Consider the following 18,289-nt stretch of genomic DNA (forward strand, 5'->3'; position numbering starts at 1 on the left):
CTAGCCCGCCAGCGGGTCGGCGACAGTGATCTTGCCGGCCACGATGTCGTCGCGGACCTGCTTGACCTTGGCCTGCAGGTCGACGTCGCCCGCCGTGGTGCACTGGGAGGAGGAGAAGTCCGCCTGCAGGGCGCCGACGCCGACGCCGTCCTCGGCCAGGCCGTAGACCTTGACGCCGCCCGTCTTGCCGGCCGCGATCTCCTTGATGGCCGCGATCTCGGCGACGTCCACGCGCTTGAGGACGTTGTCGATGACGTTGCCCGGGCTCTGCGGGCACTGGTCCACGTCCACGCCGATGGCCTTGACCTTGCCCGCCGCGGCCGCCTCGAACACGCCCTGGTTGCCGGCCGAGGCCGCCGCCGTGATCACGTCGGCGCCGCGCCCGATCAGGGTCTGCGCCTGGGACTTGGCCCGCGCCGGGTCGCTGAACGGGTTGCTGCCGCCGACGAACAGCGAGGTGCCCCGCACGTCCGGCCGGACGGACTTGGCGCCCTCGAAGAACGGCTCGATCCAGCGGTGGACGAACGGCGTGTCCTGCGCGGCCACGACGCCGATCTGCCCGCTCCTGGTGAGCAGCCCGGCCTCCACGCCGGCGAGGTAGGCCGCCTCGTGCTCCTTGAACGACACGCAGGCGAGGTTTGGCGCCTGGTCCTTGGCGCAGGAGTCCACCTGGAGGAACTGCTGGCCGGGGTGCTGCTTGGGCACGGTGGCGAAGACGTCGTCGAAGGAGAAGCTGATGCCGACGATGATCGTGGGCTTGGCCCGGACCGCGGCGTCGACGTTCTGCGCGATGCTGGTGGGATCCTTGCTCTCGTACAGCTTGAAGGACGCGCCGATCTCCTTGGCGGCGGCCTCCGCGCCCTTGACGCCGAGCTGGAGGAAGCTGTTGGTGCCGACCGGGTTCGGGGTGATGAAGATGACCGACTTGCTCGGTGCGGCCTGGGCGCCGTCCGCCGCCGGCTCGCCGCCGCAGGCCGTCAGGGTGAGGGCCGAGACGAGTACGGCCAGCGCAGGGGTGATTCGCATGATGTGGTCTGTCCTTACGAAACGGCTAATCCCACCAGATGGGACGAAAGCCCAGAATACTGGGCGTAAGCATATATCTACTCATTTCCTACTCGGGTGCCAGGTTTGGAGTGCCACATGACGAACGATCTCCCCGAGGACCCCTTCCACCGGCGGCTGCACCACATCGCGCCCTCCGGGCTGAGCGGTGAGACGGCCCAGTCCTCCGGCATGGAACGGCGCGCGGCGATCAGCGGCGCCACCGTCGGATCCCGGCGGCTGTGGATGGGACAGGCCCACGTCGCGCCCGGCACCGTCTCCGCCGACCACCACCACGGCGACTCCGAGACCGCCATCTACGTCGTCAGCGGCAACCCGTCGTTCGTCTTCCTCGACGTGGACGCCGACGAGCCCCGCGAGGTGCGGATCACCGCCAAACCGGGCGACTACATCTTCGTGCCGCCCTTCGTGCCGCACCGCGAGGAGAACACCGACCCCGACGAGGAGGCGGTCGTGGTCGTCGCGCGCAGCACCCAGGAGGCCATCGTGGTCAACCTCGACGGGCTGCGCTGGGGGCCCACCGGCGGCTGACCGGGGACGCCGCCGCTGCTCAGCGGCGTGCCGCGGTGTTGCACGCCCCCCGTGACAGCCCGTGTCACGCGTGCGTCCTACCGTTTACCAAGGCCACAATGGTCGGCCTGCCCCCGAGTTCCTGGAGACACGACCTCGATGAGAAGCCCGAGAATCATCGCCCTGGCCGTGACCGCGCTGCTCCTCGCGGCGGGCTGCGGCGCCGCCGACGACGGGTCGCCGACCGGAGCCGCCCCGGGGCGCCCCGATCCCCGCGCCGAGGTCGACGTCCGGCTGCTCCTCGAACCCACCAGCCTGGACATCACCAAGGTCGCCGGTGCCGCCCTGGAGCAGATCCTGCTTGGCAACGTCTACGAGGGCCTGGTGAAGTACACCGACGACGGGAAGATCGAGCCCGGCCTCGCCGCCCTGCCCGAGGTGTCCGGCGACGGGCTGACCTACACCTTCACTCTCAACAGGGCCACCTTCCACGACGGCTCCCCGGTCACCGCCGCCGACGTCGAGGACTCCTTCGGCAAGGTCATCGCCGCCGACTCGGTCAACCCGGCCAAGGCGTCCTTCGCCTCGGTCGAGAAGGTCGAGGCCAAGGACGACACCACCGTCGTCATCACGCTGGCCCGCCGCGACACGACGTTCCTCTACGCCCTCGCCGGCCGGGGCGGGGTCGTGCTCAAGAAGGGCGCGGCCAACCGGCTCGACGACTCCGAGAACGGCACCGGCCCGTTCCGGCTGCAGAACTGGCAACGCGGCTCCACGATCACCTTCGTCCGGGACGACGCCTACTGGGGCCAGGCCAAGGCGAAGGTCGCCAAGGTGGTGTTCCACTACATCGCGGACGAGAACACCGCGCTCAACGCGCTGCGCGCGGGCGAGATCGACCTCTACACCGGCACCACCGGCGACAGCTACGCCGCGGTCCAGGGCGACCCCGGCTTCACCGTCACCACCGGCAACAGCAACACGATCTTCGTGCTCGCCTTCAACAACTCCCGCGGCCCGCTCAAGGACCCGCGGGTACGGCACGCCCTGCGCCGCGCGGTGGACAAGGACGGCCTGGTCACCACGCTCGGCGGCGACCACCTCTACGCCAAGGCCGGCAGCCACACCGCGCCCACCGACCCGTGGTACGAGGACCTGACCTCGATCGACTCCTACGACCCCGCCGCCGCCAAGGCGCTGCTGGCGCAGGCGGGCCACGCCGCGGGGCTCGACCTGGAGCTGACCGTGCCCAACATCTACCCGTCCACGATGGCCGACTACATCGCCGCGCAGTACAAGGCGGTCGGCGTCAACCTCAAGGTGAACACCGTCGAGTTCGGCGTCTGGCTGGACAAGGTCTACACGAAGGCCGACTACGACCTGTCGCTGGTCGCGCACGTCGAGCCGCTGACCATCCTGCAGTACGCCCAGCCCGGCTACTACTGGCGCTACGACAACCCCGACGTGCGGAAGTGGACCGAGGAGGCGATCTCCGCCGGGAGCGACGCCGAGCGGGACACCCTGCTCGGGCAGGTCGCCAGGAAGATCTCCGAGGACGCCGCCGCCGACTGGGTGGTGCGCTCCCTCAGCACCAGCATCGCCCGCCCCGGCGTGACCGGCTTCCCGAAGAACGACACCAACGCCCGGCTCGACCTGTCCGGCCTGACCGTGACCACACCACGATGACGCCGGTCTTCCTGGTGCGGCGGCTGGGTCTCCTGGCCGCCGCCCTCTTCGGGGTCAGCCTCCTGATCTTCGTGCTGCTCCGGCTGCTCCCCGGGGACGTCGCGACGATCGTCGGCGGCGTGCAGGCCACCCCGGAGCAACTCGCCGTCCTGCGCGAACGGCTGGGCACCGACCGCCCGCTGCCCGTGCAGTACGCCGAGTGGGCGGGCGGCGTGCTCACCGGGGACTTCGGCCGTTCCATGCTCAACGGCGTCTCGGTCACCGACGAGCTCGCCCGCAAGCTCGTCGTCACCCTCCCGCTCACCCTGACCGCCGCCGTGCTCGCCGTGGCGATCGCCGTGCCGCTCGGCGCCTACGCGGCGCTGCGGCAGCGCGCCCCGGACGGCGCGGCGGTGTCCGCGCTGGGCCAGCTCGGCGTCGCGGTGCCGACGTTCTGGATGGGCATCATGCTCTCCGTCGTCTTCGCCGTGCAGCTCCGCCTGCTGCCCGCGCAGGGCTTCCCCGCCGACGGCTGGGCCGAACCCGGCCGGGCCGCCGCGAGCCTGGTGCTCCCCGTCCTCACCCTCGCCCTGGCCCAGGCGGCCGTGCTGCTGCGCTTCGTCCGCTCGGCCACGCTGGAGGTGCTCCAGGCCGACTTCCTGCGCACCGCTCGGGCCAAGGGGCTCACCACCGGGGCGGCGCTGCTCCGCCACGGGCTGCGCAACGCCGCGATGCCGGTGGTGTCGGTCCTCGGCATCCAGATCGCCTCGCTGATCGTCGGGGCCGTCGTCGTCGAGCAGGCGTTCAGCCTGCCGGGCGTGGGCAAGATGCTCCTCGCCGACGTGGGCAACCGCGACCTCGTCAAGGTCCAGGGCACCGTCCTGCTCCTGTCCGGCCTGGTCCTCGTCCTCGGCACCGTGATCGACATCGTCCACCGGCTGGCCGACCCCCGCCTGCGGGACACCCCATGACCGGGGCGTTCCGGTCGCTGGTGCGCAGCCGGTCCGGGCTGCTCGGGCTGGCGCTGTCGGCCGTGGTGGTCGCGGCCACACTGGTCTCCCTGGTGTGGACGCCCTACGACCCGGGAGCCGTGGACCCGCGGGCGAGCTGGGCGCCGGTCTCCGGCGCGCACTGGTTCGGCGCCGACCGGCTCGGCCGGGACCTGTTCAGCCTGGTCCTCGCCGGCGCCCGCACCACGCTGCTGGTGAGCCTCGCGGCCACCGTCGTCGCCGCGGTGACCGGCACGCTGCTCGCCGCCGCCGCGGCGGTCACCCCAGGCTGGGTGCGCGCCGCCGTCGGCTACGGGATCGACGTGCTCATCGCCTTCCCCACCCTGCTGCTGGCCATGGTGCTCGTCGCCGTGCACGGCGCCTCCACGCTGACCGCCGTGCTCGCGATCGGGCTCGGCGAGGGCTTCTTCGTCGCCAGGGTCATGCGGGCCGAGATGACCCGGGTGCTCGCCGCCGACTACGTCCTCGCCGCGCGGGCCGGCGGCGCGGGCACCTGGCGCATCCTGTACGCGCACGTGCTGCCCAACGCGCTGCCCACCCTCACCGTGCTGCTCTCCCTGGTCATGGCGATCGCCGTACTCGCCGAGGCCGCCCTGTCCTACCTCGGGTATGGCGTGCCGTCCAGCACCCCCACCTGGGGCCGGATGCTGCACGACCTGCAGACCCAGCTCACGATCAGGCCGCAGGTGCTGGTGTGGCCCGGCCTCGCGATCGTGGCCACCGTGCTCGGCTTCAACCTGCTCGGCGACGGGCTGCGCGACGCCGGCGACCCGAAGGCGAGGCGGACGTGAGACTGCTGGAGGTCGAGGACCTGACCGTGCGGTTCGGCGACTCCACCGTGGTCGCCGGGGTGCGGCTCTCGCTCGGCGCGGGGGAGCGGCTCGGGCTGATCGGCGAGTCGGGATCGGGCAAGACGCTCACCGCGCTCGCCGTCGCCGGTCTGCTGCCCCCCGGCGCCGCCGTGACCGGCTCGGTCCGTTTCGAAGGCTCCGAACTCCTCGGCCGCCGGGAACGCGCGATCGCCCCGCTGCGCGGCGCCGGGATCGGCTTCGTCTTCCAGGAGCCGCTGACCGCGCTGAACCCGCTCATGCGGATCGGCGCGCAGATCGGCGAGCCGCTGCGCATCCATCGGGGCCTGTCCCGGCGGGCGGCGCGCGGCGCGGCGGCCGAACTGGCCGCCAGGGTCGGCCTCCCCGACCCGGAGCGGATCGTCCGCGCCTACCCGCACCAGCTCTCCGGCGGCCAGCGGCAGCGGGTCGGGATCGCCATCGCGATCGCCGCCCGCCCCGCGCTGATCGTCGCCGACGAGCCGACCACGGCGCTGGACGTGACCGTGCAGGCCGAGATCCTCCGGCTGCTCACCGCCCTGGTCGAGGAGGAGGGCAGCGCCCTGCTGTTCATCAGCCACGACCTGGCCGTGGTCGCCCAGGTCAGCCGCCGCCTCGCCGTCATGCGGGCCGGCCGGGTCGTCGAGGAGGGCCCCACCCTGGACGTCCTGCGCGACCCGCGCGAGCCGTACACCCGGCAGCTCGTCGCCGCGGCCAGAGCCACCAGTTGGAACCCCCAGGAGACCCCGTCGTGAACCTGCTCACCGGACCACCCGCCGCACCGCCGCCCGGGACGCGCACATGACCGCCGACACGACCGGGGACATGACCGCCGACATGGCCGCTGCCGGGCCGGACGTTCCGCTGCTGGAGGCGGTGGGGCTGCGGCGGGGGTATCCGCTGCCGCGTACCTCGCTGACCGGGCGGCGGGCCCGCAGGGAGGCGGTGCGGGACGTGAGCCTGCGCGTCGAGGAGGGCGCGGCGCTGGGCATCGTGGGCGAGTCGGGAGCCGGCAAGTCCACCCTGGTCCGGCTGCTGCTCGCGCTGGACCGGCCGGACGCGGGCACGGTCCGCTACCGGGGCAGAGAGGTGCGGCCGGGGCGGCCGTCGAGCCTGCGCTGGTTCCGGCGCGAGGCGCAGATCGTGCTCCAGGACCCGATGAGCTCGCTCGACCCGCGGATGACGGTCGCCCGCGCCGTCGCCGAGCCGCTGCGCGCCCTCGGCGTGGCCGGCGACCGGGCGGCCACCGCGGCCCGGGTGGCCGAGGTGCTGACCGCGGTCGGCCTGGAGCCGGAGATGGGCCGCCGCTACCCGCACGAGTTCTCCGGCGGGCAGCGGCAGCGGATCGCCATCGCCCGAGCCCTCGCCCCCAGGCCCCGGATCCTCGTCGGCGACGAGCCGGTCAGCGCGCTGGACGTCTCGGTACGCGCCCAGGTGCTCGACCTGCTGGCCCGCCTCGCGGCGACGGAGGGACTCACGCTGATCGTCGTCTCGCACGACCTCGGCGTGGTCCGTCACCTGTGCGACCAGGTGCTGATCCTGCACGAGGGCGCCGTCGCCGAACACGGCCCCACCGCCAGGGTCCTCACCGACCCCGCCCACCCCTACACCCGCCGCCTCCTCGACGCCGTCCCCCGACTCCCCGTCTGACTGCGGGACGGAAAACCCAGTAAGTTGATCACTTTGGGGGATCGCGGTCTGAGGAGAAGGTTCGTGAAGAGAGTTCAAGGCATCGGGTTCGCACTCGTGGCGCTGGCGCTGGTGAGCGGCTGCGGCGGTGGCGGCGAGACGGCCGGCGCCGCCGTACCGGAGGCTCCGGCGACGACCGCGGCGCCGCCCGAGCCGTCCGCTACCTCCGAGGCGGTGTCCCCCGGGGCGGCGGACCCCGGTGACGCCGGTCCGGACGTCACGGGCACCTGGCGGACGATCGCCGAGACCGACCTGGAGACGCTGACCATCACCGGCGACAAGGTCACCACCACCGGCAAGCTCACCTGCACCGGAGAGCTGGCCCGCCAGGACGCCAAGCGGGTCATCACGCTCCGCTGCCCCGGCGGGGAGGAGTCCCGGAGCACCGGCCAGGTCAAGGTGAAGGCGGACGGCACCGCGCTGGCCGTCGAATGGGACTCCTCCACCCCGTGGGGCGGCCGGATCGACAGCTACCGCAAGGCCGGATAGGGCGCCACCCCGGCGGTCACGTCACCCGAAGAGGTGGCGCTCCAGGAAGTCGTTGCCGAACTTGCCGGCGGGATCGTAACGACGGGTCAGCGCCTGGAAGTCGGCCAGCCGCGGATACCGGGAGCGCAGCACCCCGGGCGGGGTGGCGAACAGCTTGCCCCAGTGCGGACGGGCCTCGAAGGGCGCCAGGCGTTCCTCCAGGAGGCCGATCACCGGGGTCACCGCCGCGGTGTCCTTCACCCAGGTGAAGTGGACCGCCACGCAGTCCTCCCGGTGGCACGGGCTCAGCCACAGGTCGTCGGCGGCCACGGTGCGGATCTCGGAGATCTGCAGGACGGGCGCGATCCGGTCGCGGACGCCGTCCAGCGCGCGCAACGCGGCGACCGCGTGCCGGCGCGGCAGCAGGTACTCCGTCTGGAGCTCCTCGCCGGCGCTCGGCGTGAAGTCCGGCCGGAAGTGCGGCAGCCGTTCGGACCAGGGGCCGGGGACGCCCAGCTGCTCGGTGCAGTGCTCGGCCGACACGCCCGGCACGGGATGACGCGGCACCGCCGCCCGCCGCGCCCCGAACCGGGTCGGATCGGGCGAACCCGGACCCTCGTCCACCCGGCTCTTCATCCACACCTGGTCCACGTACGGCCCGCGCCAGCCGGTGAACAGGCTGACGCTGTAGGCGGCCGACGTGATCTCGTCGAAGTGCTCCGTCACGGCGTCGAACGGCAGCTCCTCGTAGACCACCTGCCGCACGTCGAAGGCGGGCAGCACGTCCAGCGTGACGCCGACGACGACGCCGAGCGCGCCGAGGGACACCACCGCCCCGGGGAAGTCGGCGTCGCCCCTGGCCAGCGTGACGAGGTCGCCGCCGGCGGTGACGAGGTCCAGGGCCGAGACGGACGTGGCGAGGTTGCCGTTGCCGTCGCCGGAGCCGTGGGTGGCCGTGGCGCAGGAGCCGGCGACCGAGATGTGCGGCAGCGAGGCCGTGTTGGCCAGGGCGTGCCCGCGCCCGGACAGCCACCGGCCCAGCTCGGCGTACCGGACGCCCGCGCCCACCCTGACCGCGGACGCGGCGGTGTCCAGCTCGACCGCCTGCGGCAGGCCGGCCAGGGAGATGTGCGCGCCGGAGGTGTCCGCGACGTCGTTGAAGGAGTGGCCGGTGCCGAGCGCGCGGACCCGGGAGCCGCCCGCGACCAGGCGCCGCAGCTCCTCCAGGGTGGCTGGCCGGTGCACCTCCCGCGCGCGGAACGTGACGTTGCCCGCCCAGTTCACCGATGCCCCGGCCAATCGGCTCTCCCGTCGCCTCGCCCGCGCGTCCGAGCCACCACCATAGCCGCGTCGAACGGGGCATATCGACCCGCGTGGCGGCCGTCTGGGAAGATCCAGCCATGAGCTCCTTGCTGGCCATCAGCGATCTGCACATCGGTTACCCGGAGAACCGGCAGATCTTGGAAGGACTGCGGCCGAGGTCGGCCGACGACTGGCTGCTCGTCGCGGGGGACGTCGCGGAGCAGGTCGCCGACGTCGCCTGGGCGCTGGAACTGCTCGCCGGCCGGTTCGCCAAGGTGGTCTGGGCGCCGGGCAACCACGAGCTGTGGACGCACCCGCGCGACGCGGTCACGCTGCGCGGCGTCGAACGCTACGAGCACCTGGTGCAGACCTGCCGCGACCGCGGCGTCGTCACCCCGGAGGATCCCTACCCCACCTGGACGGGCCCGGGCGGGCCGGTCACCGTGGCCCCGCTGCTGGTGCTCTACGACTACACCTTCCGGGTGGACGGCGTCACCACCAAGGAGCAGGCGCTGGAGCTCGCCTACGACAAGGGCGTGGTGTGCACCGACGAGAGGTTCCTGCACCCCGACCCCTACCCTTCGCGCGACGCCTGGTGCGAGGCCAGGATCGCCGAGACCGAGCGGCGGCTGGCCGAGCGCCCCGCCGGCGTGCCCACGGTGCTGGTCAACCACTACCCGCTGGTGCGCGACCCGACGAGGATCCTGCGCTACCCGGAGTTCGCCATCTGGTGCGGCACCGAGCGCACCGCCGACTGGCACGTGCGCTTCGACGCCGCCGCCGTGGTCTACGGCCACCTGCACATCCCGCGCACCACGTGGCACGACGGGGTCCGGTTCGAGGAGGTCTCGCTCGGCTATCCGCGCGAGTGGCGGCCCCGCCCGACCCCGCCCGGCGTGCTCCGCCAGATCCTCCCGCACCCCGGGACCACGCCGTGATCGAGAAGATCCTGCCGCCCTGGGTCGCCGTCGCCGAGGCGTTCGGCGACCCGCCCGAGGCCGTGCTGCTCCCCGAGGAGGAGGCGCACGTCGCCCGCGCGGTGGACAAGCGGCGCAGGGAGTTCACCACCGGCAGGTACTGCGCCCGGCAGGCGCTCGCCCGGCTCGGCCTGCCCCCGGTGGCGATCCCGCGCGGCGAGCGGGGCGCCCCCGTCTGGCCGGACGGCGTCGCCGGCGCCATCACGCACTGCGCCGGATACCGGGCCGCCGCGCTGTCGGTGGACGCCCTGACCGTCGGCATCGACGCCGAGCCGCACGACGCGCTCCCTGACGGCGTCCTGGACACGGTCTCCCTGCCGGCCGAACGCGAGGCGCTGGGCCGTCTCGGCGCCGGCGTCCACGGGGACCGGCTGCTCTTCACCGCCAAGGAGGCGGTCTACAAGGCGTGGTTCCCGCTCGCCCGCCGCTGGCTCGGCTTCGAGGACGCGGAGATCACCCTCGAACCCGGCGGCGGGTTCCGCGCCCGGCTCCTGGTGCCGGGCCCCCGGCTCGGCGGACGCGAGCTGACCGGGTTCTCCGGCCGGTGGCTGGTCGCCGGCGGCCTGGTCGTCACGGCCATCGCGGTACCCGCGGGCGAAACCCCCGCCCCGGAGTGACCCAACGCCCCCCGCCCGCCCGTTCCGCGCCCGCCCGTTCCGCGCCGTCACCCGGCAGCCTTCCGCCGCCCGGTCGTTCCGCGCCGCCTTCGGCCGCCCGCCCGTTCCGCGCCGCCGGTCGGCCGGCGCCCGGCAGCGTCCCCCGCCGGTCCGGTACGGCCGGCGGTCGTCTGACGTCGCAGGCCCGCCCCCGCGACGCCCGCCGTGCGCGTTCACCCCCGCCTCGAACGCCCCGGCACCTGGCCACATGCCCGGCGTCGCTCCTGGGCCACCTCCCGCGATGGCAAACAGCGGGTGAACCACCTGCCTCCGGCCGCGCCGGAGGCGTGCGGCACAATGCTCGGGCCGTGTCAGAAGGAGGCCGCCGGTCGCGCGGGCTCCGCCGCAGAGAGGATCCGACCGTGCCGGCACTGTCCGCCCTGGTCCTGCCCGACCGTGCGCCGATCTCCCGGTTCGTCGCCGACGTACGGCAGGCCGAGGCCGCCGGGGCGCGCACCGTGTGGACCTACGACCACCTGACCTGGCCGCGCCTCGCGGACCGGCCCTGGCACGCCGCCGTGCCGCTGCTGGCCGCCGCCGCGGTGTCCACCTCCCGGGTGCGGCTGGGCACCCAGGTGGCCACGCCCAACTACCGGCACCCGGTCACCTTCGCCAAGGAGATCATGACGCTGGACCACCTGACCGGCGGCCGGCTGGACATCGGCGTCGGCGCGGGCGCGGAGGGACCGGACTCCGCGGTGCTCGGCGGCCCCGAGTACGGCATCCCGGAGCGCGCGGCGCGGTTCGCCGAGTGGCTGTCCCTGCTCGACCACCTGCTCACCCACGACGTGAGCACCGTGCGCGGCCCGCGGTTCAGCGCCGTCGAGGCGCGGCAGATCCCCGGCTGCGTGCAACGGCCCCGCGTGCCGCTGACCGTGGCCGCGGCCGGACCGGGGGCGTTGCGGCTGGCGGCCGGGTACGGCCAGGCGTGGGTCACCTACGGCCCCTACCGGCGGCGGACCGACCCGGACGACTGGTTCAAGGCGCTCGGCGAGCAGAGCGAGGCGCTGACCGAGGCGCTGGCGGCGCGCGGCCGGCCGGCCTCGGCGCTGCGCCGGATCGCGCAGATCTCCCTCGACGTGCGCTGGCCCTTCGAGAGCCGGGAACGGTACGCGGACACCCTGGGCCGCCTGGCCGGGCTGGGGTTCGACGAGATCACCGTGCACTGGCCGCGCCCGGACGACGGCGCCGGCCTGCCGTCGGCCGCCCTCGACTTCGTCGCCGCCGCGCACGCCTGACCGCGTTCCGCGCACGCCTGACCGCGTTCCGCGCACGCCTGACCGCGTTCCGCCCTCCGGCCGACGGGCGTTCCGGCGGCCGGTGGCACAGCGGGGAAACACGTTCGGGCCGCAACGGAAACGGGCGGGCGGTGAGCCGCCCGCCCGTCACCGAGCGCGATTCGTGCGGGGGTCAGCCCGGGAAGTCGCCGGGGTTGATCCTGGTGGTGCGTGCGTTGCCGTTCTTCACCGGGTTGAGGGTGAGGGTCCAGATGGTCGAGCTGGTGGAGGTGGTGCGGAACGCCAGCGACCGGTCGAAACGCTGGTACGTGGCGCTCCTGGCGAACCGCTTCTTGGAGGTGCTGAAACGGTAGCCGCTGGTGAAGTAGACGCGGTACGTGCCGTCACGCACCTCCTTGTACGAGGCCGTGGAGTTCGCCCGGACGTAGAGGCTGACCGCCTTCGTCTTGCCGCGGACGAGGGTGATCATGGCGTCGTACTTGGTGCCGTTCTTCACCTTGAGGGTGCCCTGGCCGCCGCTGATGCGGTCGTAGAGGACCTTGCCGTTGGAGGGACGGGCCGCCGCGACCGACGCCGGTGCGGCCGCCGTGGCGACGCTCTGGCCCACCGTGGCGGCTCCCGTGCGCACCGCGGTGGAACCCGAGGTCGCCGCGGCGGCCGGAACGGCGGCAGCGGTCAGGACGACGGCTGTGAGAAGCGCGCCCGCAAAGGGACGACTTAAACGGATCATGCGGGTAAATATGTCGAGTTACCGCTGAGTCGTCAACGCGATACTCACTGATGCAACCGTCCCGGCATCTCAGCCGCGTCCGAGCAGGGAGTCGATCTCGGCCAGCTGGGCGGGGGTCAGCGGGCCGTGCGCCAGCGCGCCGGCGTTCTCCTCGGCCTGCGCGACCGTGCGGATGCCGGGGATCGGGATCGTGCGCCCGCTGCGCGCCAGCAGCCAGCCGAGCGCGCCCTGGGCGACGGTGCGCCCGCCGGAGGTGAGGATCTCCCTGACGGCGTCGAGCTGCGCCAGGAGCGCCACCGAGGGACGCCCGTCGCGGAAGTACCTCATCCACTCCGGGGTGTCCCCGCGCACGGTGTCGTGCGGCAGCCGTGACCCGGCGTCGTACTTCCCGGACAGCAGCCCCATGGCGAGCGGCCCCCGGTTCACGCTGGCCAGGCCGAGCTCCTCGCAGGCGGCCAGCATCGCCGGGGTGTCGTCCAGCACGTTGATCTGGTGCTGCACGGCGGCGCAGTGCGGCCCCTTGGCGAAGGCGGCGGCCCGCTCCGGGTCGTCGGTGCTCCAGCCGTACGCCCGGATCAGCCCCTCGGCGACGAGGTCCTCCAGGGTGGCGAGCATCTCCTCCACCCGCTCGAAGGGGACGTCGCCGGGGTGCAGCTGGTAGAGGTCGATGCGGTCGGTGCCGAGCCGGTCCAGCGAGGCGCGGCAGGCCGCGCGGATGTAGCCGGGGGAGACGTCTACGCCGGTCAGGGCGCGGGCGTCCGGGTCGAAGGTGTTGCCGAACTTGGTGGCGATCGTGACCGCGTCCCGGCGGCCGGCCAGGGCCCGGTTGAGGACCCGCTCGCTGTGGCCGGTGCCGTAGACGTCGGCGGTGTCGAAGAAGGTGACGCCGAGGTCGAGGGCGCGGTGGATCGCCGCGACGGACGTGTCGTCGTCCACCTCGCCCCAGCCGGCCGGCTTGCCGTTCGCGGTGAACGGGCCGCCGATCGCCCAGGCGCCGAACCCGATGGCGCCGACCTCGATGCCGCTGCCGCCCAGCGGCCGGAAGGGAATGCTCATGGTCTGCCCTCTCGCGGAGCGTTGCCGTCGAACGCTCTCGGCCAAGACGGTGCCAGCTGGACCGGACTCCAGGTCAAGCCCGGCCGCTCAGCGGTACATCCCCTCCGCGTACGACGGGCCGTAGTAGCGTTCCAGCTCCTCGATCGACTCCTGCTGCCGTTCCAGGGCCTGCGCGATGCGCGCCCGCGACGGCAGCGCGTCGGGCCGCCAGCTTTCCGGCTGCCACAGCTCGGAGCGCAGGAACGCCTTGGCGCAGTGGTGGAAGATCTGCTCGATCTCCACCACGATCGCGAGCTGCGGCCGGTGCCCCTTGACCACCATCCGGTCGAAGAACGGGGCGTCGCGCACCAGGCGGGCCCTGCCGTTGACGCGCAGCGTGTCGCCCCGGCCGGGCACGAAGTAGATCAGGCCGACGTGCGGGTTGCGCAGGATGTTGTGGAACCCGTCGGCCCTGCGGTTGCCGGGCCGTTCGGGGATCGCGATCGTCGTGTCGTCCAGGACCAGGGTGAAGCCGGCCGGGTCGCCCTTGGGCGAGACGTCGCAGCGCCCGTCGGCGTCCGACGTCGCCACGAGGCAGAACGGCGAGGCGGCCAGCCAGGCCCGGTCCAGCGCGTGCAGCGTCGTGCGTTCCTTGTCGATCGCGCCCGGTTTGGGTTCCCCGAGCAACTCCCTCAGCTCCTCCGCGGAACCGATCGACCGCCACCCCTGCGTCTCCATGGTCCTCCCTTGATCGAACCGGCCCCGGCAGTCTATTTTGTCCCACTTTCCGGAGGGCTGGCGGGCTCCACGGGCCGGTCGCGCTGAAAGTTTCTGGGAGCGCCGGGGGACGGAGGTCTTCGGGCACGGCGCTGTTGACCGGCCATGCCGTGCTGGCTACCATCCGGTTGATTTATCCGGCTCCGAAACATTTCAAGTTGACAACGAAATATTTCGAGAGCTCTCCCCAGCCCCCGTAACGGAGATCGCGAAATGAGAAGGTTCGTCGTTGGTCCGCCGGGTTCCGCACGCACGTTCTTCACCGCACTGCTCTCGTTGACTGTCCTCGCCGCGACGGCGGTCGCCGGTCCCGCCGCCGCCGACCGCCAGGGCGGGAGACCCGGCCACGGGGGCGACCCGGCGCCGGGCTCGTACATCTCCGGCGAGCCGGGACCGGGACGGTTCCCCCTGGTCGCGGCGCGCAGGGCGGCGCCGATCGTGGTCAGCGCGAGCGACCACCGCGGCGTGGTCCGGGTGGTGAACGACCTGCAGGCCGACATCCAGCGGGTGACCGGCGTACGGCCCGCCGTGTCCGCGGACCGGATTCCGCGCGCGGACGACATCGTGATCGTCGGGACCATCGGGAAAAGCCCGCTGATCGACCGGCTGGTCAGCGGCGGCAAGCTGGACGTGCAGGGCATCGAGGGGAAGTGGGAGACCTCCCTCGAACAGGTGGTGCAGAACCCGCTGCCCGGGGTCCGCCGGGCCTTCGTGATCGCCGGCAGCGACCAGCGGGGCACCATCTACGGCGCCTACGACGTCTCCAAGGAGATCGGCGTCTCCCCGTGGTACTGGTGGGACGACGTCCCCTCACGTCACCGGGACGCGCTCTACGTGCTGCCGGGACGGCACACCCAGGGCACGCCGAAGGTGAAGTACCGCGGGTTCTTCATCAACGACGAGAACCCCGCGCTCGGCACCTGGGCGCCGGAGTACTTCGGGCCGGGTCTCGCCCCCGGCTTCGAGGGCGGGTTCAACAGCAAGTTCTTCGCCAAGGTCTTCGAGGTCATGCTCCGGCTCAAGGCCAACTACCTGTGGCCCGCCGTGTGGGGCCGGGCCTTCGCCGAGGACGACCCGCTGAACCACCGGACGGCCAGCGACTACGGCGTCGTCATGGGCACCTCGCACGAGGCCCCCATGATGCGCGGCATCGAGGAGTGGAACCGGCACGCCGTGCCCGCCGTCCGGGACGCCGAGGGGAACATCGTCACCCCCGGCCGCGACCCCTACGGCGGCACCGGCGAGTGGAGCTTCCGGCGCAACGGCGAGGCGATCAAGAGGTACTGGGCCGACGGCATCCGCCGGATGCGGGAGCAGGACTTCGAGGGCGTGGTCACCCTCGGCATGCGCGGCAACGGCGACGTCAGCCTGCCCGACGGCGACGGCATCGAGCTGATGGAGAGCATCCTCGCGGCCCAGCGGGAGATCCTCGCCGAGGAGAGCGGCGAGGAAGTGGAGTCGATCCCGCAGGTCCAGACGCTCTACAAGGAGGTCCAGCGCTACTGGGACCAGGGGCTGCGCCCGCCGGACGACGTCACCGTGGTCTTCTGCGACGACAACTGGGGCAACATGCGCAAGCTGCCCGACCGGAGCCTGCCCGCCCGCGGCGGCGGCTACGGCATGTACTACCACTTCGACTACGTCGGCGGCGGCCGCAACTACAAATGGGTCGACACCGTCAACCTGGCGAACACCTGGGAGCAGCTCAACGCGACCTACTCCTACGGCGTGGACCGGCTCTGGGTGGTCAACGTCGGCGACATGAAGAACCAGGAGCTCCCCCTGCAGTTCTTCCTCGACTACGCCTGGGACCCCGGCCGGTGGCCGCTGGACCGGCTCGGCGAGTGGGCGGAGCGGTACGCGGCGCAGAACTTCGGGCCGGAGCTGGCGCAGGAGATCGCCGGGGTGCTGGGCGACTACGGCCACCTCCAGTCCCGGCGCAAGCCCGAACTGCTGAACCGGCGGATCAGCGTGGACCCCGCCAAGGACCTCGCCACCGACCCGTCGGCCGTGGTCTACGACGACACCGACACCCCCTTCAGCCTCACCGCCTACCAGGAGATGGACCGGGTCACCGCCGAATGGCAGGCTCTCGCGGCGAGGGCGCAGAAGATCGGGGAACGGCTGCCCGACGCCTGGGACGACGCCTACTACCAGCTCGTCTACTACCAGGTGAAGGCGACCGCCAACCTCTACGCGCTGCGCAGGGCTCAGTTCACCAACATCCTCTACGCCAGGCAGGGCCGGGCGGCGACGAACGACCTGGCCGACCTCGCCCAGGCCAGGTTCGACGAGGACCAGGCGATGTCCGCCTACTACAACGACACGCTCGCCGGAGGGAAGTGGAAGGGCTTCCAGACCCAGCCGAAGATCGGCTACGGCGACGTGGAGCGGTACGGCCCGAACGCCCCCTGGCAGCAGCCCGAGCTGGACAACGTGGCCCTGCCGGACGCCTTCTACCCGCATCTGCGCCGGATCGAGGTCCCGCGGGCGGCCGAGATGGGCGTGGCGATCGACGGGTCGGACCAATGGTGGCCGCAGGCGGGCACGCCCGCCGTGCTGCCGGTCTTCAGCCCCTACCAGTCTCAGCCGGGGCAGTACATCGAGGTGTTCAACCGGGGCACGACCGCCTTCGACTACACGATCCGGCCCGCCGTGCCCTGGGTGAGCGTCACGCCGAAGGCGGGCAGGGTGACCGACCAGGTGCGCGCCGCCGTACGGGTGGACTGGGCGCGGGCGCCGAAGGGCAGGACCGAGGTGCCGGTCACGGTGTCCGGGCCGGGCGGCGCGAGCGTCGTGGTCACCGCGGTCGTGGACAACCCCGCCACGCCGCGCGGGCAGTTGAAGGGCTTCGTGGAGGCGAGCGGGCACGTCGCCGTCGAGGCCGGCTCGTACACGAAGGCGGTGTCCCGCTCCGGGGTCGGCTGGCGGCTCATCCCGGACATCGGCAAGACCGGTGACGGGATGACGCCCGCCCCGGTGACCGCGCCGCGGCAGACGCCGGGCGGGGCCGGGCCGCGGCTGGAGTACACCGTGTCGCTGTTCACCACGGGGCCGGTCAAGGTGTCCGCGGTGCTGTCGCCGAGGAACAACGTGCTGCCCGGCGACGGGCTCAGGTACGCCGTGTCCTTCGACGACCAGGCTCCGCAGGTGGTGAACGTCACCGCCGTCACCGGCGCCAACGACACGACGATGAACCGGCAGTGGGAGCGCAACACCTCCGACAACGCCAACGTCACCACCACGACCCACACGATCACCAAGGCGGGGGTGCACACCCTGAAGTTCTGGATGGTGGACCCCACGGTGGTGCTGCAGCGGCTCGTGGTCGACACCGGCGGCGTCCTGCCGAGCTACCTCGGGCCGCCGCAGAGCACCCGGATCGGGTGAAGGCCCGGCCGGGGCGGCCCCCCACGGCCGCCCCGGCCCGCGCCGGCGTCAGCGCAGGTAGGAGGCGCCGTTGAGGTCGAGGACCGTGCCGCTGGCCCACAGCGCGTCGGCGGAGGTGAGCCAGGCGACCGCCGCGGCGATCTCGCGGGGCTCGGCGACCCGGCCGAACGGGCTCTGCGCCCGGATCGCCGGACCGTCCGGCCCCGCGAGCAGTTCCTCGGCCATGTCGGTGCGGACGAAGCCGGGCGCGACCGCCGCCACGGCGATGCCGTGCGGGGCCAGGGAGACGGCCAGCGACTGCGCGAACGCGTGCAGCCCCGCCTTGCTCGCGCCGTACGCGGTCGTGTCCGGCTCGCCCCGGTAGGCGCCGCGCGAGCCGATCATGACGATCCGCCCGCCGCCGGGCCCCTCCGGGCGGTCCAGCAGGTGCCGCACGACCTGCCAGGTGACGTCGGCGGCGGCGAACAGGTTCACCTCGATCGTCTGCCGCCAGGTGGCCCGCCACTCCTCGTAGGAGGTGGTGGCGATGGGGTGCGCCACGTACATCGCCGCGTTGTTCACCAGCACGTCCACCCCGCCGAGCGCGGACACCGCGCCCGTCACCAGGCCGGGCAGGTCCTCCGGGCGGGACAGGTCGGCGTGCAGCGCCACGTGGCCCTCGCCGGGCAGCCGGGCCGCGAACGCCTCCGCGGCCGTTCGGTCGGTGCGGTAGTGCACGGCGATCGTGTCACCGCGGCCGGCGAGCTCCTCGGCGATGGCGGCGCCGATCCCGCGTGACGCACCGGTGATGAGTACCCGCTGTCCAGACATGGCTTCCTTTCGGGGCGGTTCGCGTCGCGATCCTAGTGAGCCCGGTACGGCCGGCCGCGCGAGGGGTCGGCCGCTCAGCGGATGATCCACTCGGCCCGACGCCCGGAGCCGCGCGTCCAGCACCGCCGTCTTCAGCGCCG

General features: G+C 72.9%; 17 protein-coding genes. 11 read left to right on the forward strand and 6 right to left on the reverse strand.

The genetic code is table 11. The features are described 5' to 3' along the window. Nucleotides 1-1,026 (reverse strand): BMP family lipoprotein, encoded by a 1,026-nt coding sequence (locus QSK26_RS30075; RefSeq protein WP_285778662.1) that lies wholly within the window; start codon nt 1,024-1,026, stop codon nt 1-3. A gap of 117 nt (nt 1,027-1,143) precedes the next feature. Here QSK26_RS30075 and QSK26_RS30080 point away from each other — a divergent pair, with 117 nt between their 5' ends. From QSK26_RS30080 to QSK26_RS30110, 7 genes are all read left to right on the forward strand, one after another. Next, nucleotides 1,144-1,596: a cupin domain-containing protein gene (locus QSK26_RS30080; RefSeq protein ID WP_285778663.1), complete on the forward strand. Its 453-nt coding sequence runs from the start codon at nt 1,144-1,146 to the stop codon at nt 1,594-1,596. Between the two features lie 138 nt (nt 1,597-1,734). Next, entirely contained in the window at nt 1,735-3,261 is a 1,527-nt protein-coding gene (locus QSK26_RS30085) for an ABC transporter substrate-binding protein (RefSeq protein ID WP_285778664.1), read from the forward strand. Beyond that, nucleotides 3,258-4,211 carry an ABC transporter permease gene (locus QSK26_RS30090; protein ID WP_285778665.1) on the forward strand — a complete coding sequence of 318 codons (954 nt, stop codon included), beginning with the start codon at nt 3,258-3,260 and terminating at the stop codon, nt 4,209-4,211. The genes QSK26_RS30085 and QSK26_RS30090 overlap by 4 nt, the downstream gene beginning before the upstream one ends. Continuing rightward, nucleotides 4,208-5,041, forward strand: a complete 834-nt coding sequence (locus QSK26_RS30095) for an ABC transporter permease (RefSeq protein ID WP_285778666.1) — start codon at nt 4,208-4,210, stop codon at nt 5,039-5,041. Before QSK26_RS30090 ends, QSK26_RS30095 begins: the two co-directional genes overlap by 4 nt. After that, entirely contained in the window at nt 5,038-5,832 is a 795-nt protein-coding gene (locus QSK26_RS30100; protein WP_285778667.1) for an ABC transporter ATP-binding protein, read from the forward strand. Before QSK26_RS30095 ends, QSK26_RS30100 begins: the two co-directional genes overlap by 4 nt. A 46-nt stretch (nt 5,833-5,878) precedes the next feature. Next, nucleotides 5,879-6,727 carry an ABC transporter ATP-binding protein gene (locus QSK26_RS30105; RefSeq protein ID WP_285778668.1) on the forward strand — a complete coding sequence of 283 codons (849 nt, stop codon included), beginning with the start codon at nt 5,879-5,881 and terminating at the stop codon, nt 6,725-6,727. Nucleotides 6,728-6,790: 63 nt separating this feature from the next. Further along, nucleotides 6,791-7,255: a hypothetical protein gene (locus tag QSK26_RS30110; protein WP_285778669.1), complete on the forward strand. Its 465-nt coding sequence runs from the start codon at nt 6,791-6,793 to the stop codon at nt 7,253-7,255. A 21-nt stretch (nt 7,256-7,276) separates the two neighbouring features. On the opposite strand, the gene QSK26_RS30115 is transcribed toward QSK26_RS30110, so the two are convergent. Next, a complete protein-coding gene (locus QSK26_RS30115; RefSeq protein ID WP_285778670.1) occupies nt 7,277-8,533 on the reverse strand; it encodes a D-arabinono-1,4-lactone oxidase in 1,257 nt (418 codons plus the stop codon). A gap of 101 nt (nt 8,534-8,634) precedes the next feature. Here QSK26_RS30115 and QSK26_RS30120 point away from each other — a divergent pair, with 101 nt between their 5' ends. From QSK26_RS30120 to QSK26_RS30130, 3 genes are all read left to right on the forward strand, one after another. Beyond that, nucleotides 8,635-9,474: a metallophosphoesterase family protein gene (locus tag QSK26_RS30120; RefSeq protein WP_285778671.1), complete on the forward strand. Its 840-nt coding sequence runs from the start codon at nt 8,635-8,637 to the stop codon at nt 9,472-9,474. Then, nucleotides 9,471-10,130, forward strand: a complete 660-nt coding sequence (locus QSK26_RS30125) for a 4'-phosphopantetheinyl transferase family protein (RefSeq protein WP_285778672.1) — start codon at nt 9,471-9,473, stop codon at nt 10,128-10,130. The genes QSK26_RS30120 and QSK26_RS30125 overlap by 4 nt, the downstream gene beginning before the upstream one ends. A 401-nt stretch (nt 10,131-10,531) precedes the next feature. Then, nucleotides 10,532-11,407 (forward strand): LLM class flavin-dependent oxidoreductase, encoded by an 876-nt coding sequence (locus QSK26_RS30130; protein ID WP_285778673.1) that lies wholly within the window; start codon nt 10,532-10,534, stop codon nt 11,405-11,407. Nucleotides 11,408-11,579: 172 nt separating this feature from the next. Here QSK26_RS30130 and QSK26_RS30135 read toward each other — a convergent pair whose 3' ends face one another. The 3 genes from QSK26_RS30135 to QSK26_RS30145 all read right to left on the reverse strand — a co-directional run bounded on the left by QSK26_RS30135 (nt 11,580) and on the right by QSK26_RS30145 (nt 13,910). After that, on the reverse strand, nt 11,580-12,137 hold the full coding sequence (locus QSK26_RS30135; RefSeq protein WP_285778674.1) for a hypothetical protein: 558 nt from the start codon (nt 12,135-12,137) through the stop codon (nt 11,580-11,582). 69 nt (nt 12,138-12,206) lie between these two features. Beyond that, the gene (locus tag QSK26_RS30140; RefSeq protein ID WP_285778675.1) at nt 12,207-13,193 is read right to left on the reverse strand and encodes an aldo/keto reductase; all 987 of its coding nucleotides are present in this window, start codon (nt 13,191-13,193) and stop codon (nt 12,207-12,209) included. Nucleotides 13,194-13,280: 87 nt separating this feature from the next. Then, entirely contained in the window at nt 13,281-13,910 is a 630-nt protein-coding gene (locus QSK26_RS30145; protein ID WP_285778676.1) for a pyridoxamine 5'-phosphate oxidase family protein, read from the reverse strand. A gap of 252 nt (nt 13,911-14,162) precedes the next feature. Between QSK26_RS30145 and QSK26_RS30150 the strand changes: the two genes are divergently transcribed. Then, nucleotides 14,163-17,339 (forward strand): glycosyl hydrolase 115 family protein, encoded by a 3,177-nt coding sequence (locus tag QSK26_RS30150; protein ID WP_285778677.1) that lies wholly within the window; start codon nt 14,163-14,165, stop codon nt 17,337-17,339. A 48-nt stretch (nt 17,340-17,387) separates the two neighbouring features. On the opposite strand, the gene QSK26_RS30155 is transcribed toward QSK26_RS30150, so the two are convergent. Next, nucleotides 17,388-18,149, reverse strand: a complete 762-nt coding sequence (locus QSK26_RS30155; protein ID WP_285778678.1) for an SDR family NAD(P)-dependent oxidoreductase — start codon at nt 18,147-18,149, stop codon at nt 17,388-17,390. Nucleotides 18,150-18,289 lie beyond the last annotated feature (140 nt).

The organism is Microtetraspora sp. NBRC 13810, assembly GCF_030268685.1.
Classification (GTDB): domain Bacteria; phylum Actinomycetota; class Actinomycetes; order Streptosporangiales; family Streptosporangiaceae; genus BSRQ01.